At 44.5% G+C, this 15,683-nt stretch carries 15 protein-coding genes; 8 read left to right on the top strand and 7 right to left on the bottom strand.

Features of this window, described 5'->3' with window-relative positions; all coding sequences use genetic code 11:
• Positions 1-98 precede the first annotated feature (98 nt).
• Positions 99-701, bottom strand: a complete 603-nt coding sequence (locus tag AB6D93_RS10160; protein WP_102331984.1) for a 2OG-Fe(II) oxygenase — start codon at positions 699-701, stop codon at positions 99-101.
• 369 nt (positions 702-1,070) lie between these two features.
• Between AB6D93_RS10160 and AB6D93_RS10155 the strand changes: the two genes are divergently transcribed.
• Entirely contained in the window at positions 1,071-1,859 is a 789-nt protein-coding gene (locus AB6D93_RS10155; RefSeq protein WP_017067276.1) for an MBL fold metallo-hydrolase, read from the top strand.
• Positions 1,860-2,005: 146 nt separating this feature from the next.
• Here the strand turns inward: AB6D93_RS10155 and AB6D93_RS10150 are convergent, their stop codons facing one another.
• Positions 2,006-2,434: a RimK/LysX family protein gene (locus AB6D93_RS10150; protein ID WP_004740039.1), complete on the bottom strand. Its 429-nt coding sequence runs from the start codon at positions 2,432-2,434 to the stop codon at positions 2,006-2,008.
• A 32-nt stretch (positions 2,435-2,466) separates the two neighbouring features.
• Positions 2,467-3,372: a 30S ribosomal protein S6--L-glutamate ligase gene (rimK, locus tag AB6D93_RS10145; RefSeq protein ID WP_004740040.1), complete on the bottom strand. Its 906-nt coding sequence runs from the start codon at positions 3,370-3,372 to the stop codon at positions 2,467-2,469.
• Positions 3,373-3,974: 602 nt separating this feature from the next.
• Here rimK and AB6D93_RS10140 point away from each other — a divergent pair.
• Entirely contained in the window at positions 3,975-5,759 is a 1,785-nt protein-coding gene (locus tag AB6D93_RS10140) for an SgrR family transcriptional regulator (protein ID WP_102331985.1), read from the top strand.
• A gap of 187 nt (positions 5,760-5,946) precedes the next feature.
• Positions 5,947-7,008 (top strand): MBL fold metallo-hydrolase, encoded by a 1,062-nt coding sequence (locus AB6D93_RS10135; protein ID WP_102331986.1) that lies wholly within the window; start codon positions 5,947-5,949, stop codon positions 7,006-7,008.
• A gap of 111 nt (positions 7,009-7,119) precedes the next feature.
• Here the strand turns inward: AB6D93_RS10135 and AB6D93_RS10130 are convergent, their stop codons facing one another.
• On the bottom strand, positions 7,120-7,545 hold the full coding sequence (locus tag AB6D93_RS10130; RefSeq protein ID WP_017060573.1) for a MarR family winged helix-turn-helix transcriptional regulator: 426 nt from the start codon (positions 7,543-7,545) through the stop codon (positions 7,120-7,122).
• Positions 7,546-7,670: 125 nt separating this feature from the next.
• Between AB6D93_RS10130 and AB6D93_RS10125 the strand changes: the two genes are divergently transcribed.
• The 4 genes from AB6D93_RS10125 to AB6D93_RS10110 all read left to right on the top strand — a co-directional run bounded on the left by AB6D93_RS10125 (position 7,671) and on the right by AB6D93_RS10110 (position 11,020).
• Entirely contained in the window at positions 7,671-8,162 is a 492-nt protein-coding gene (locus AB6D93_RS10125; protein ID WP_017081271.1) for a DUF2798 domain-containing protein, read from the top strand.
• Positions 8,163-8,196: 34 nt separating this feature from the next.
• The gene (locus AB6D93_RS10120) at positions 8,197-8,502 is read left to right on the top strand and encodes a DUF3861 domain-containing protein (RefSeq protein ID WP_017060575.1); all 306 of its coding nucleotides are present in this window, start codon (positions 8,197-8,199) and stop codon (positions 8,500-8,502) included.
• Between the two features lie 205 nt (positions 8,503-8,707).
• Positions 8,708-9,472 (top strand): hydratase, encoded by a 765-nt coding sequence (locus AB6D93_RS10115; RefSeq protein ID WP_017060576.1) that lies wholly within the window; start codon positions 8,708-8,710, stop codon positions 9,470-9,472.
• Between the two features lie 189 nt (positions 9,473-9,661).
• Positions 9,662-11,020, top strand: a complete 1,359-nt coding sequence (locus tag AB6D93_RS10110) for a Na+/H+ antiporter NhaC family protein (RefSeq protein ID WP_102331987.1) — start codon at positions 9,662-9,664, stop codon at positions 11,018-11,020.
• A gap of 201 nt (positions 11,021-11,221) precedes the next feature.
• Here the strand turns inward: AB6D93_RS10110 and AB6D93_RS10105 are convergent, their stop codons facing one another.
• From AB6D93_RS10105 to AB6D93_RS10095, 3 genes are all read right to left on the bottom strand, one after another.
• A complete protein-coding gene (locus AB6D93_RS10105) occupies positions 11,222-12,382 on the bottom strand; it encodes a multidrug effflux MFS transporter (RefSeq protein ID WP_102331988.1) in 1,161 nt (386 codons plus the stop codon).
• Positions 12,383-12,691: 309 nt separating this feature from the next.
• The gene (locus AB6D93_RS10100; RefSeq protein ID WP_102331989.1) at positions 12,692-13,072 is read right to left on the bottom strand and encodes a hypothetical protein; all 381 of its coding nucleotides are present in this window, start codon (positions 13,070-13,072) and stop codon (positions 12,692-12,694) included.
• A gap of 153 nt (positions 13,073-13,225) precedes the next feature.
• Positions 13,226-14,938, bottom strand: a complete 1,713-nt coding sequence (locus tag AB6D93_RS10095; RefSeq protein ID WP_102331990.1) for an RluA family pseudouridine synthase — start codon at positions 14,936-14,938, stop codon at positions 13,226-13,228.
• A 291-nt stretch (positions 14,939-15,229) separates the two neighbouring features.
• Here AB6D93_RS10095 and AB6D93_RS10090 point away from each other — a divergent pair, with 291 nt between their 5' ends.
• A complete protein-coding gene (locus tag AB6D93_RS10090) occupies positions 15,230-15,682 on the top strand; it encodes an NUDIX pyrophosphatase (protein ID WP_102331991.1) in 453 nt (150 codons plus the stop codon).
• Position 15,683 lies beyond the last annotated feature (1 nt).

Here is a 15,683-nt window from a genome sequence, read left to right as displayed (position 1 = left end):
GGTATGTTGTTCAATACTCGCTCAATATTTGTTCCATAAAAAAGCCTCTCGAAGGAGAGGCTTTGAATAAGCTAGAGCTTGTTATAATCGGCTTTGTTCTAGTGTGCGATATCGAGTTGGTTGTCTTTCACGCCGTTAATACGGAACCAACCTGCAATACTGAATCGCTCTGTGTTTGTCGGCAGTACCTCGTGTGGGAACTGTTCAGATAAGAACACAAATAAGCGGCCTGACTTTGGTGGAATGGTCGTGATGTGGTTGTCTTTTAGGTCGTAAACCACAAGTTCACCAGCGTCTTCTTCTGTCCACTCATCATTCATATAGAACACAGTGGTCAGGCGGCGGTTTTCATTGCCCTTGAAACAGTCTAAGTGCTTCTGGTAGAAGTCGCCTTTTTCGTATTTAGCAAAGTGCGCTTCGTATTCGAACAGACCTAAAAAGAAAGCTTGGTTTGCCTCTAAACGAATTTGTTCCATTTTGTCTAGGAACAGAGATGCTGGTTCGCCCATATCACGGCGTACCCACTGAATTTTGTCACTACGAATCGCTGCTTCTCGTGCTACGTCATCGTTACGGCCGATCCTAGCCTTTTTCCAGTTCTCTGGAATGCAATCCCTCAATGCCACCACTTCTTTGTGAGTTAAGAAGTCATCCCAAACAAAGTAACCTTGGGTAGAAAGAGCATCGATCAATTGGTTCATGTATAGCACTCAGACAATAAATTAGAGGCGCATATATAGTCCGAATAACTCAGGTCACCAAATCACATGTTTTGTCGTCACGATAAAACATGTGGAGGCTAGAGTAGCAAGGCCTATAGAGTAAGGTTTACGGCAATGCGGGCATTCGATAATGCTGAAAAATATCGGATGAAATTGATGGCAATCTTTGGAATTTGTTCCTGTGCACTGAGTTGAATTGGAATTGAGTAATTGAGTGAATACCAATAGAAATCTTGATTCGGGTTCTCTATCCGGTTTTAGATTGTTGTCTTTAACAAAATGATCACAATTGAAGTTGAATTTGCTATTGTATAGGTCTGACCAGTTGTTTTATCACAAGGAGCGGTTTTGCAGCTGCATACCATCAAAGGCTATATCCAAGACATGTATCTCGTAGAGTACCCAGATAGGTTGCTGTTACTTGATGGTGCGTGCCGTGCGGATATTCCTCATCTTAGGGCTTTCATTGAAGATGAGCTTGGCCGTGAATTTAGCGACCTACATACTGTGGTTGTTACACACATGCATCCGGACCACGCAGGGGCAGCGCATACGCTCAGAAAGCTGACTAATTGTCATTTGGTGGCAGCAAACAGAGACAAAGATTGGTATCACGGCATCGATGGCATTTTGATGCACCTGACCGACTTAGCGCTTGCTAGGTGGATGGCGAACCGCTTAGGCAAGCCTAAAGCAAACCTATGGTATTCAAGAAAGTTAAAGCCGGACTACAAGCTGTCTGATGGGGATAGTATTCCAGGGTTTGATGATTGGTTGGTTCTTGAAACACCGGGCCATACCGACCGTGATCTCTCGGTCTATTGCCCATCACACAGCGTGGCTTATGTTGCCGATTTAATGGTCGAGGTTAAGAAGAAGCTGATTCCGCCGTTTCCTATCTTTCACCCTAATAAGTATCGAGCGTCTGTATCGCGCATTTATGACATGCAGCTCGATACCTTGCTGGTGGCGCATGGTGGGCAAGTCGATTTCAGTCAGAAGGCTTTTGAACACCTGCTGATGAGTGCCCCAAGAAGGCCTGTTACACATTGGCGAGTGACGAAAATCAAAACCAAGAAATTACTTTTATCGATTGGGCGATTTGGTTTTCAATCTCATGGTAAATCGAAGAAATAGATCAGAAGTCTGAATGCAAAGTCGTGTATTCAGAGCTGAAAGTAGAAATAGAAAAATAGATAGCAATAAGGCCAGTCATGAGACTGGCCTTATATCGTTGTGAGTAGCTTTAGTTATAACCTGTGGAGCGGTTACGATGACTCGGATTAGTGAGTCAGCAGGAATTCACCCGCAGGGTCAACAATCACTTTGTCACTCATGCCTTGACGTCCAAGCAACATCATGTAAGTCATGTCTTGACGGTTACTTAGCGTGATATCGATCGGCCATTGTTGGCCACCGATTCTTAGCATGGTTTCAATCACGCAACGGTGTTCAACTTCGCCGTTAGATGATTTAATTTTCTTACTTGTTTTCAGTTTCGCCTTGCAGCGCACCGTCTCTTCTAGGTGATAAACGTCTGGGTGAAGGTCGAACTCTACGAATTTCTCACCATTTGATTTAACACATAGTAGATTGTCTACGTGTAGAGAAGAGGTTTTAGCCCCTGTATCAACACGTGTATGTAGTCCAGTTATCCCTAACTCTGGTAAGCAAAGTGCTTCGGTATTCCCTATGATCATTTTATTGTTCATTTTCTTTCCAATCATGAGTTATCGGTATTCAATCAGCCCTTGCCACGAGTACGGTTAGCGTTTGGTTTTGCATTCTTCTCGATGAATTCGAAAATCATGTCTGCTACATCTTTACCCGTTGCTTTCTCGATGCCTTCTAGGCCTGGAGAAGAGTTTACTTCCATTACTACTGGGCCGTTCTTAGATTGTAGGATATCTACACCACATAGGTTTAATCCCATGATTTTCGCTGCATTGATTGCTGTTGCGCGCTCTTCTTTGGTTAGTTTAACCAGCTGAGCAGTGCCGCCACGGTGCAGGTTAGAGCGGAATTCACCTTCACCAGCTTGACGCTTCATTGCAGCAATTACTTTGTTGCCAACAACAAAACAACGGATGTCTGCGCCATTTGCTTCTTCAATGAACTCTTGAACCAAGATGTTCGCTTTTAGGCCCATGAACGCTTCGATAACGCTTTCTGCTGCTTTGTTTGTTTCTGCTAGTACAACGCCGATACCTTGAGTGCCTTCAAGAAGCTTGATCACAAGTGGCGCGCCGCCTACGTTTTTGATCAGGTCTTGAATCTTGTCTGGGCGGCTAGCGAAACCTGTTTTTGGTAAGCCAATACCTTTACGAGACAACAGTTGGAGTGAGCGCAGTTTGTCGCGAGAGCGACTGATTGCTACTGACTCATTGATACAAAAAGTGCCCATCATTTCAAATTGGCGAACAACCGCAGTTCCGTAAAAGGTAATGGAAGCGCCAATACGTGGAATAACAGCATCGTATTGAGGTAGCTCTTCACCCATGTAGCGAATCTTCGGATTGTTACTCGCGATATCTATATCACAGTGCAACGTGTCGATAACATCGACCTGATGACCACGTGCTTCTCCAGCCTGCTTTAGACGAGCGGTAGAGTATAGATTTTCGTTGCGAGAAAGAATTGCGATACGCATGGCGTTTCCTTAGTTAATACCTGATTGGTAACTGCAAATAAATTAGTTGTTAGCTGAGCTTTCAGTTTTTTCTGAGGCTCCTTGCTTGCTTCGGGGCGAACCTTAAGGCTTTTCGTTCAACTAAGAAAACGAATTAAATTTGTCGAGTCGACAACGGAAATTTATCGATTGTGTGAGCTATTGGTACAGCAGGCTTGAGAGGGGAATTGGAATGGAAAAGCGAGTTGAGACCTAACTCATATTGGGGGTAGGAGCATATTAGGTTGTACCCAACTCGCGTTTACTCGGTGCTAAAAAGTGTACTAATAACGCCAGTTACATAGATCTAAAAGTGTTCGTAGTGCTTCTCTTTCGAGCTTACTGCAGGTGCTTTTTAGCTTGTTAAGATAGTATTTTCTCATGGTCATTACTCTCTCTGGTTAGGCTTTATTTACAACCTATGGTTTGTTGCTGACCCGTTCATTATGGATAATTAAGAGGAACTAAAAAACAGATGGTATTTTTATTGGTTGTTCCTGTTTTGGTCGCATTACACTACTTTTTGATGAATGTGTTTTATAATGAGCTTAATTAGGAAGAGCTATCTTTAAAAGGTTCACTATTTGTCTGATCTAAACATGATACGTTACTACACGCGGCTAGAATCATTCGAGCCAAACATTTCTCATTCAGTCACCCTAGCCGAAGTAGCGGATATGCTGTTTACAAGCTTGCGTCACGCTCGAACTTTACTTGGTAAGATGCATCAAGCTGAATGGGTGGTGTGGGAGCCAAAAGTTGGCAGGAATCAACGCTCTAACTTAACACTGCGTTTTAGCAATTCAGAGTTGGCGCAGCATGTTGCAAGTAAACTGATAGAGCAGGGCAAGTACGAAAAAGCACTTTCCATATTGGATAATGACCGCGCTGTGTTTGGTTCTTTACTGCAAGAAACTTCCGGCGCGACCATGCGTGAAGGGCTGCTGCACGTTCAATTAACCTATAAGCGTAAGTTTGAGGATTTGTTTCCGCACCATATACACCGCAGTAGCGAACGATTTTTGATCAGACAGGTGTTTAGCTGCCTAGTGACGTGTAATGGTAAAGGTGAGTTAAAGCCTGAACTAGCTCACCATTGGGAATATGACACTGAGCAACTGGTTTGGACTTTCTATCTGCGCCCCGGTCTGACATTTCATGATGGTCAGCCAGTTGATGCCAAGCAGCTGGTTGCTTTGTTTACTGCTTTACAAGCTCTGCCTTTCTATCAAGCTGAGTTAGATCATGTTTCTTCCATCTACAGTGAACAGCCATTGAGGATCAGCTTTCAACTCACCAAAGCAGACACCGGGTTCGCGGGCTTATTGGCTGGCGTTAAGTATTCGATTCAACCCGCCGAGCAAGTGATGCGTGAACCATTACCATTGAGCTCAATGTCTCATGCTGTGATCGGTACTGGCCCTTTCAGAGTGGTTGAAACCAATAGTGAGCGCATCAAGCTCTCGGCATTCGAACACTTTTACGGGTGTCGCTCTTTAACCGATGAAGTGACTATTTGGCAGTTTGAAGAGTCGATGACAGGTAGTGCTCGATTCGATGATAGCCAGATGCAGGTGTCACCTTATGAAGACTCCGCCTGTTTTCACCAATTAGGGAAAAGCGACACTGAGCTAGTCTCGGCTGAAACTGACGGGCTTCGTAGTCGAATCGAAGATGGTTGTTTGTTTGTTCTGTTCAATCAAAACTCAGCAGTGAATCCGTTAAGCGACGAGCAACGTAAGTACCTATCAGCCCTTGCAAACCCTCAGGCTATTTTGGCGCAACTGGAGCAAAACCAAGGATTATTCAGTGTCTCTTTGGCTCAGAACATATTGCCAAGTTGGCAGAAGCTGTATCGAACGCCTTCCAGAGAGAGCGAGTTGCCTAAGAAATTGAGCATTGCGGTATATAACTACTATGCCCTTTATCGGTGTGCCATTTCCGTGTCGGACATCCTTAAACGACATGGAGTGGAAGTTGAAGTGAACACCTATAGCTTTCGAGAGTTGGCGCTGCTTTCTCAGCGGGGCGATTTAAAAGAAGATTTGGTATTGTGTAACCTGAATCTCGATGATAATGCGCCATCTTCGCTGTTCTCGTGGTTGATGAATGACCCTGTATTGCATTCCGCGCTCGGAGAGATGAACAGTGATTGGCTTAAACAGCGCTTAGATCATCACAAAGCCTCAGTTGAACTGCCGAATTACTTGGCAGAGTTGGAGCCTGTTGCATCGACGTTGATTTCTGATTATTGGCTAGTGCCTATGTTCCATCACTTACAGACCGTTCGTTTCCAAGGGATTCTTAAAAACGTAGCCATCACCAACTGGGGATGGCCAGATTTCAAGAATGTATGGTCTGCTGATTAACCTTTCTGATTAGCTAAATAACTAAGTTAACTCGTTGCCAAAGTTGGTTTTTCCAAAATCGACTTTGACACGCTTACGTCTAGATAAATTAAAAATTACACTCTGTGGTTTACTTTTTGGTTTTGGTATGTAAACTAGTCAGTGTAGTTTTTGAGTTGGGTCTTTCCCAACGGTTGAAGAGATACCAATGAAAAAATATCTATTACCGATTTTAGGAGTACTTGCCGTGGTCGCTATCGTAAGCACAGGTTCACAATCAAATGACAATCTAGATAAGCTTCCAAAGAAGTTTGCTAACAGTGAGCTGGAATACAAATCGGGTATGTCTGATATTTTTTCAATCTTGAAAGCATACGTGACTGTGGAAAGAAACGAGCCCGTGCCGCGCGCTGCATTGCCTTTGATTCCGATGACAGCCGAGCAATTGATCGAAGAGACAGAAGACGTTGCGTACCGCTTAGGTCACTCAAGTGTGATGATGAAGCTAGATGGCAAGCTAGTGATGACTGACCCTGTGTTCAGTGATCGAGCATCACCAGTGCAATGGATGGGGCCAAAGCGCTTTCACCCAACCCCAATCTCACTGCAAGATCTACCTGACATCGATGTGGTAGTGATCAGCCATGATCACTACGACCATTTAGACAAAGGTGCCGTGAAGGTATTAGCCGACAAAGTGGGTACGTTCTTAGTGCCATTAAGAGTGGGCTCACTATTGGAAAAGTGGGGCGTGGATAAAGAGAAGATCATCGAATTGAACTGGTGGGAATCGGCAACGGCCTCAGACATTGAGTTCACGTTGACGCCGACACAGCACTTCTCTGGACGTGGCTTGCTTGATCGTGACCAAACACTGTGGGGCAGTTGGGTTATTAACGCTTCAGATAAGAAAGTCTTCTTTAGCGGTGATTCTGGTTACTTCAATGGCTTTAAAGAGATTGGCGACCGTTTTGGGCCGTTTGATTTAACCATGGTTGAAACGGGTGCGTATAACTCACTTTGGGCGGATATTCATATGTTCCCAGAACAGAGTGTTCAGGCACACATTGATCTGCAAGGTAAGGTGATGATGCCAATCCACAACAGTACCTTCGACCTTTCTATGCATGATTGGCAAGACCCAATGGAACAAGCACTGGCGATTAGCAAAGAGCGAGATGTACAAATGGTAAGCCCGGTGATGGGTGAACGTTTGGTGATCTCAGAGCCTGTACCTGTTCAGGCATGGTGGAAACTAGCATCGAATTAGAGCTGTCATCCAAATAGACATAGCTAAACCACTAAGCTGTACAACCCAACTTATACACGAAACGCCACCGATCTTACGATTCGGTGGCGTTTTTTCGTTTTATTTTTAAGATCAGCTTTCTAAGTTCTGCGCCATTTTCTTCGCAATTTTTCTGAATTGTTCTAACTCGTCTTCGGCCATGCCTTTGGTCATTCTCTTCAGCATGTCTCGATCGATATCCGAGACCTTACTCATGATCTCTTGACCCTTATCAGTCAGAACCAATAACTGGCTGCGCTTGTCTTCCGGGTTCGGAGACTTCTTCACAAGTTCCTGATTGATCAAGGCATTAATGAGCCGAGTGACCTGTGCTTTATCACGATCTAGGAAGTGTGCGATATCGATAGCGGTACATGGAGACTTCTTAGTAATGATCTTCATGACACGAATGTTCATAGGTGCGATCTCTGAGTCTAAGCTCTCAATCTGTTCGCTCATTTGACGTTTCAAAGAGTGCACTAGACGAAAGATTGATTCTAGCGATGTGTTATCAGACATAAACGATCCTTAGAAATATAGTTGACATTATCAACTACTGTATTTATAGTTGACATTATCAACTACTGTATTTATAGTTGACATTATCAACTTAATTGTTCGTAAATTCAAGACAGGAAATAGATATGACGATTCAAGCAACTCTAACGCCAACTCTTCCTGAGCAAAAAGGCACACCGGTTTTATACAAAGTTTTGGTCATGATGAGCTTAATGCTGACGATTGGCGGCAGTTTAACGGCTGTGATGACTTACATGAATGTCGGATTCGGCGAGGAATTTATTGGCAACTGGCTTTCTTCGTTAGCCCTTGTTGTCGTGATCATGATGCCAATGGGCACGGTGATGATGGCTTTAGTCACCAAAGCCGTTGCTAGAGTGTTCACAACTTATAGCGAGAAAGTTCGCAACCTGATCGTAGGACTGATCATGGCATTCATAATGGAGTCCATGATGGCATTTGTAACAGCGGCAAATAACATTGGATTTTCGGATACATCGGCGTTTACCAGTGGATGGTTTAATGGATTTATTGCCGCACTTCCCATTGGCCTTGCGATCATGGTCGTGATGTCGATGACGGTTAAACCTAAGCTCGAACGATTCATGAAGAGCTAACCAAAACACTTTTTAAGCATTTTAGGAGGTCCAAATGAAAGCATTCACAGGCAAACACAATAACTACCGTATCACTATCGAAGAAGTGAACATCAAAGAAGATCGTGAACTTCAAACCATGCAGTTTGAAATTGAAGACAGAGAAGATATGTTCGCGATTGTTGAGAAGATCAAACATGACAGCGGCTTAGATGAGCAATCAGCAGCGCGACTAGGAGTGAGCATTCGCTTGTTAGGCCCATTGATGATGCAAGATAGAAAACACCCTCTGTTTGTTGATTTTATGCCTCACTTCAGAAACTTCATGCAGAATTTGAAGAAGACGTTGAAAGGGCAGTAAAGCCTAACCATCAGCAACACATCGAAAAGCCAGTAACGAACTTACTGGCTTTTTTACATTTAAATCAAAATAGTTTCAGTTGTTTGCGTCTAGAATATGCGAAAATTGATGGCTGAATTTTCGGTGTAGCACCGTTGTTGAATTGTCTATTCAAGCTTTAAGAAATCCGATATTATACTGGTCATAAAACTAAAGGTGGTATTATATGACAAATGTATTTAAACAAGCAGCTGAAGAACTGTTGAGTCGTCGTGTTGCTGGCACCAAAGCACCAAGATTGGACGAACAGTACCGTCCGAATAACTTGGAAGATGCGCTAAAGATCCAATCTTCAATGATCGATTTGAAAAGCGATAAAGTCGGCGGTTGGAAGTGCTTACTTCCTCTGGCTGAAGACAAGTTTGTTGTTGCGCCAATCTTCTCGGGCAGCGTTCAACAAGGCGAAGTTTGTGAACTGTTTGCTGACAACGGCGTAGTACGCGTTGAGCCTGAAATCGCATTTACGCTTGCTAAGAGCCTGCCTGCAAGCCAAGAAGGCTACAGCGAAGAGCAAATCAACGAAGCGATTGGTTCTTGCCACATGGCACTTGAGTTAATGCAGTCTCGTTTTGCGGATGACAGCGGCGCTGAGTTCTATGAAAAGCTGGCCGATGGCCTAGTAAACCAAGGTCTATTTATTGGCTCTGAGATTGATCGCGAAAAAGCGTTCACTTCTGCAGAGATCAGTATTGAAGTGACTCAAGGCGAGCAAGTTCAAGCATTCGACGGTAAGCACCCGAATACACTGCCACCAAGCCCAATTTACTGGCTGATTAACTACATGACACGTCGTGGTGTTGATTTCCAAGCGGGTGAAGCCATTATCACGGGCTCTTACTGCGGTATCGTGGAAATGGAATTCGATAAACCAACGACCTTCCACTACGAAGGCATTGGTGAATACCAAGTAACGTTCAAGCAGAAACGCTAACTTCTAGCGGCGCACTATCTGTTATCGAAAGGCTGTTTACTGATGAGTAAATAGCCTTTTTTATTACGTGATGCTTAATAGGGTTCTTATTACTTTGCATTAAATTAGGCGTTTAGACGTCTAGACGTTGACAAGTTCTAAGTGTGACATTAGTCTGCTCACCTTCCTGTTCTATTGTGTTGTCGTTCCATGTCCAATTCAAAAAATTCTAACGCGGTAATTGCCCCTTCTGCAGTGGCGCTTATCCCTCTGATCGTTTTCCTTGCGCTGTTTATTGGCGTGGGTACATACCTGTCGCTACAAGGCGTCGATTTTGCTTTCTATCAGCTTCCAGCTCCGGTTGCGGCTCTGCCTGCCGTGATGTTAGCGTTGCTATTGAGCAAAGATAAATTGAACCGTGCGATCGAGCAGTTCTTAGGTGGTGTGGGTCACAAAGACATTATTGCAATGTGTATGATCTACCTATTGGCGGGTGCTTTTGCTGCTGTGGCTAAAGCTTCTGGTGGCGTGGACGCGACGGTAAATCTTGGTCTATCTGCTATCCCAACGAGCATGATCCTACCGGGCATCTTCCTTATTTCGGCGTTCATTGCGACGGCAATGGGTACTTCTATGGGTACTATCGCTGCGGTTGCTCCTGTTGCACTAGGCATTGCTGACTCAGCTGGCATGAGTATTCCTCTAACCGCTGGCGTAGTGCTAAGTGGCGCTATGTTTGGTGACAACCTTTCTATCATCTCTGATACCACGATTGCCGCGACACGCTCGCAAGGCTGTGAGATGAGAGATAAGTTTAAAGAGAACATCCGCATTGCACTTCCTGCTGCACTTATCGCGATTGTTATCTTTGCTTTCAACAGCACGGCAACTCAGGTTCCTGAAACAGGTCCAATCGAGTGGCTAAAAGTCCTTCCGTACATCACTATCTTGATTCTTGCGGTATCGGGCATGAATGTCTTTGTCGTGTTGGCGATTGGTATCTTGCTGGCGGGTGGCGTGAGCCTAGGTTCTGTTGAGAACTACGGTATGACGGATTACGCTCAAGATATCTATGCAGGCTTCGGCAACATGCAGGAGATTTTCTTATTGTCGATGCTAATTGGCGGTTTGAGTGAGCTAATGCGTCGTCAAGGTGGATTGGCGTTCCTGACTAACTTAGTAAGTGGTGTGATTCGTGCGTTTGGCTCTTCACACTCTAAGCAAGCGAATGGTCGTGCGAGTGAGCTAGGCATTGCTGGCTTGGTATCTATGGTGAACCTATGTACTGCAAACAACACGGTAGCGATTATTGTGTCTGGTAGTGTGGCTCGTCAATTGGCGGAAGAGAACAATGTGTCTCCACGTCGTTCTGCAAGCTTGTTGGATATCTTCTCTTGTGTGATTCAAGGCGTGTTGCCTTACGGTGCGCAGGTATTGCTGTTAGGTTCGGTATTTAACCTATCGCCTTTGGATATTGTAGCTAACTCTTACTACTGTTTTGCTCTTGCAATCGTGGCTGTGGTTGCTGTGTTTATTAAACACCCAGCACGTCAAGTGGCTCAAGCTTAGTAACAATTGACCAAACTGAGTGCTCACTGGCTCTGATAAGAAGGCTCCTTAATAGGAGCTTTTTTGTGCGTGAAACTCATGGCTTGAAAATTCAATGTACGTCTTCAAATACAAGAAAACCGCCTATGTAGACGGTTTCTAATTTCGTTATAGCGGTTTTCAAGTTTATTGTAGTGTGAGTGACAATTAGGCTTGAGAGCTTTAATTCAGCTTATTAGTCACGAACTCTTTGTTTCTGACCATTAGCCACATCAGGCCGCCTAGCGTACCGATGGATAATTGGATAAAGCCTAGGTTTTCAATCAGTGACTCTGGGCGGATTGAAACTAATACCATGCCAAGCGAGCCACAAATCATGCTGAAGAACTGTATCAGTGCGACGGCAGAGCCCGTGTCATGATCTTGTTGATTCAACATCAAGTTGGTCCCCGGTACTCGCATGATGATCGCCATTAATGTCGCTGGTGCAGCGATGAACATGAAGAACCAAGGGGACAGGTCGCCAATGGTTAGGGTGAAGATTCCCGCAAGCGCTAATAAAGCAAAACATCCTGAGATGACCTTTTGAACCGGCATTCGGTAGGACAACTTCATGTAAATTGTTGGACCAAATGAGGCGCACAGTGCATTGAATGCGAACGCGTAACTAAACTGTTGTTCGGTCAATCCAAAGTGATCGATGTAGATATAAGAACCCGCCGCAAGAAAGCCCATCAACGCCATCGGTATGATAGAGAAAATGACCAGCAGCTTGACGAACGAGCGGTTTTTCATGACCACGCCCATTCTTCCCCATGATCGGAATATAGAACCTTGGTATTTGTTTTCGAGTGTTTCTCGGTAGCAGCAAGCTAATACTGACGCAAATGCACCAAAAATGGCGAGCGTGACAAACATCATTCGCCAAGAAGCAATTTTCAGTAGAAAGGCACCAAATACAGGCGCAACCATTGGCGCGATGATCACCAGTGACATGATAGTCGCCATGATCTTTTCACGTTCTCGGCCGTCATAAAGATCTTTGACAATGGCGGTAGCGATAACGGTGATAGCACTGCCAGCAAAGGCTTGGAATACACGAGCACTAATCAACTGTTCGATGCTATTGGTCATCGCGCACAATATGCTCGCGACCATATAGCTCGCTAATCCAATTAATAGGATCGGCTTACGACCAAATTTTTCGCTGAGCGGCCCCCAGAACAAAAGACCGATGGCGTAAGTAACGAAGTAGCTGCTCAGGGTTAGGTTGACCATTGATCGGTTAGTATTAAACACCTCGACCATCTGCGGAAGCGCAGGTAAGTAAAGGTCGATGGTCAATGGAGGGAAAGCACTTATTATGACGAGAAAAAATAGCATACCGGTCTTTCCCAGTACTGGTTGTGGTCTCTTCAAGGTCGCTCTCCGTTGTCCAAGGTAGGTTTCTAATTGATGTGATATTGATATACAGAAGGTTAAGGCACGTCAGACAAGAAGGATAGAGTTTTTCAAGAATATGGTGAAAGTATCGATGAACTTATCTCTATGAGTCCGAATCTACGAAGTCGGTCTGCGCACTGAATTGTATTACAAAACATTATTACTTTTATAGCTAACGAGTTCAATCAGTTAGTAGCAGGGTGGCTTGTAATCGCCAAAGACACATTGTAATGATTATCGACTTGCTTGTTATCTTTTCTTTGGCCGTTTTTCGACTAAACCGTTACGCTCTAAACCGCGTCTAACACTGCTGCATAGCTTACCAAAACGGCGCAGTTCTTCGAAGTTGGGGCCTTGGCCAATTGAAATACGGTGCTCCCAGTACATCAACTCACTGTCGACCATCTCTAGTAGCTTTTTAGAGCAACCCGAGCAGTTTCCTTTTGGCCCACAGATAAACGTCTCCGATTCGTAAAGTGGGAGTTCGTTTTTAACTTCTTCAATTAAGCTTAGCATTGCCAAATTTAGATTAGGCTTTTTGGTTGCTAGTGGTTTCAAGCTTGGTGCTTGCGCAGTTATCAAAGAAGAAGTTTGTGTGTTGTGGTGTAAATTCAAAGCAGCTGATGACATATCAAAGGCCTCAAGGAGAGAAGAAGGAGGGCATGCTACTCTTCACAACAAAGTGAATCTTGATGTAGTGCAATAAGCGTGGAGATATACCCAAAAGAGGTAGGAGCCACAAGCGGTGTAACTCCTTTTAAAGCTCGGTACTAATGAGAGATTTTAGAATTCAGCGTCGAACTGGAACTCCATCCACTCTTTGGTGACTGGGTGGTGAAGTGCAAGTCTTTCTGCGTGTAGGTGCAGTCGGTCGGCTTTGTTGCCGTATAAGCCGTCACCAACGATAGGCATGTTAAGCCCTTCTTGGTGTGAACAGTGAACACGTAACTGGTGTGTACGGCCTGTTTTAGGGTGCAGGTAAACCTTAGTGGTTTGCTCGTTTCGCTCAATCACTTCCCATTTGGTTTCTGCAGGCTTGCCGTGTTCGAAGCAAACAATCTGACGAGGGCGGTCATACAAGTCGCCACGCAATGGCAGTCGAATATAGCCTTCATCTTGGTCTAGCACACCTTCAATCATTGCGACATATCGCTTCTCAACTTCACGAGTAATGAACTGCTTCTGTAAGCTTTTGTTCGCACGTCGTGTTAAAGCAAATATCAGAATGCCAGAGGTCGCCATATCCAAACGGTGGATAACAAATGGCCCTTCAACATCTTGGTGCATTTCTTGAACACGAGTGTAAGCCGAATCTTTGATGGTTTTACCCGGTACGGATAGAAAACCTGCTGGTTTGTGTACCACAACGATGTGATCGTCTTGGAACAGGATATCGAGGTCTTTGCCTTCTGCTGGGTTCTCTAGCAATGGGTTGGGATCGACTTCTAAGCCTTTCATCATGTGACCTAAAATCGGTACACATTTACTTTGGCAAGACGCGTAGTATTTCTTGTGTTTACGGATTTCCGATTTCGGTGATCGACCCCACCAAAATTCAGCCAGTGCCAATGGTGTGTAACCGTTTAAATACGCGTATTGCAAAAGCTTGGGTGCGGCACATTCACCTGAGCCAGCTGGTGGTATCTTGTTTGGCGTGTTTTCAAAGATCTGGTTAAGGTCTTCAACGTTTCCTTCTGCATTTTGGAAAGCGTATTGTGAAAACAACTTGTGTTGAAGTTGATGAGAAAGGTGTGCTCTTTGCTCTTTTAGCTCAGCCAGTTGAGTGGTGAACACATCAACTTTAGCCTGCAACACTTGCAGAGTCTGTTCCCAGTTGAGTTTTAGGTACTTCTGCTGGTTCTTGTCGGCAACACTGGCTTTGTTTAGCTCATTGTTCAGTTGTTCGAAGGCTTGCTCATCAAGGTTTTCTTTACCTTGTTCACGTTGTTCTTTACGCGTTTTTCGGCCTTCAATAATCAATAGCCGTTGAGCTTCAATCTCTTGTTCAGCTTGCGCTTTTTGTTGTGCCAGTTGCTCGCACAGTTCAAGGTAATCAGCGTTTGCTTGCAGCGCTTTAAATTTCGCATTCACAGCCATCATGTCGGCTGTGTCTTGATGGAAAAAGCTGTCGCTGCTCAACATGTCGAATACGGGTGGCACAAAATGGGGCAGTAGGTTTTGGTCGGCGATTTTTCCAGAGAAAGCAGAGAAGTAACCAAGCTCACCTTCAGGGCTTTTCACCAGTAACACACCAAACATTTTGCCGCGACCAGCGTCAGAATCTAGTCCAAAGTCATGCTGCCAGTCGGTTTGTGTTTCTAGATATTGTTGAAGCTGATGAGAAGCGATTTCACACAGTGCGTGTGGTTCATAATAGAACGGGAAGGTGAAACGCTCAGGCAACGAATATGACTCGATCGGCTGTTGAAAACGAGTGAAGCAATGCTCAGGAGTATGGTTGTTTTCTGAGTCGTGCGTTGGTTTTGATGAGTGCATAGTCGTATTAATACTTATATCGTGGTGATAAATGGTTGTGAGTCTACTGTTTATGTTTAAAGGCTTTAAACACAGTACAAGGCGGCGATTCTACTCTTTATCGAAATACGCCTCAAATAAGAAATGGTTCTATTACTGGATAGCTAAGCGAGACGGTTAACACTGAACCCATGAGTTATGGCTTGAACTTCATGAATTGATGAGTGACTTCTCGTTTCTAATCAGAGAAGGTAACTTAACAAGTGAAGGGTGGTAGCCTTGCCGCCCTCTTATTCAACCTAAGGTAACGTGATGATTCCACTCAATACTACCATCGTAGCTGGTGTCGCTCTTTCAGAGATCGACGGACAAATGAAAATGCTATTAATGAAGCGTGTGAAAGGCGAATTTTGGTGCCATGTCGCAGGCTCGATTGAAGCGGGCGAAACAGGTTGGCAGGCTATCGTGCGCGAATTTGAAGAAGAGACCCAAATTAAAGTGGAAGCTTTGTATAACGCGCAGTTTCTGGAGCAGTTTTACGAGGCGCACGTGAATGTAATTCAGCTAATCCCGGTCTTTGCAGTGCTATGCCCACCCAACCAAGCGATTGAACTGAATGACGAGCATACCGAGTATCGTTGGTGCAATTTAGAAGAGGCAAAAGCGTTGGCGCCATTCCCTAACCAACATGCCGTCTACGATCATATCTGGTCGTATTTTGTCGATAAGCCAGTTAATCCGCTTTACCGAGTGAAATTGAACTAAT

Origin of the sequence: Vibrio sp. 10N.247.310.23, from assembly GCF_041467155.1 — a bacterium.
GTDB classification, from domain to species: Bacteria; Pseudomonadota; Gammaproteobacteria; order Enterobacterales; family Vibrionaceae; genus Vibrio; species Vibrio crassostreae_C.
This window is presented reverse-complemented; position numbering and strand designations above follow the sequence as displayed.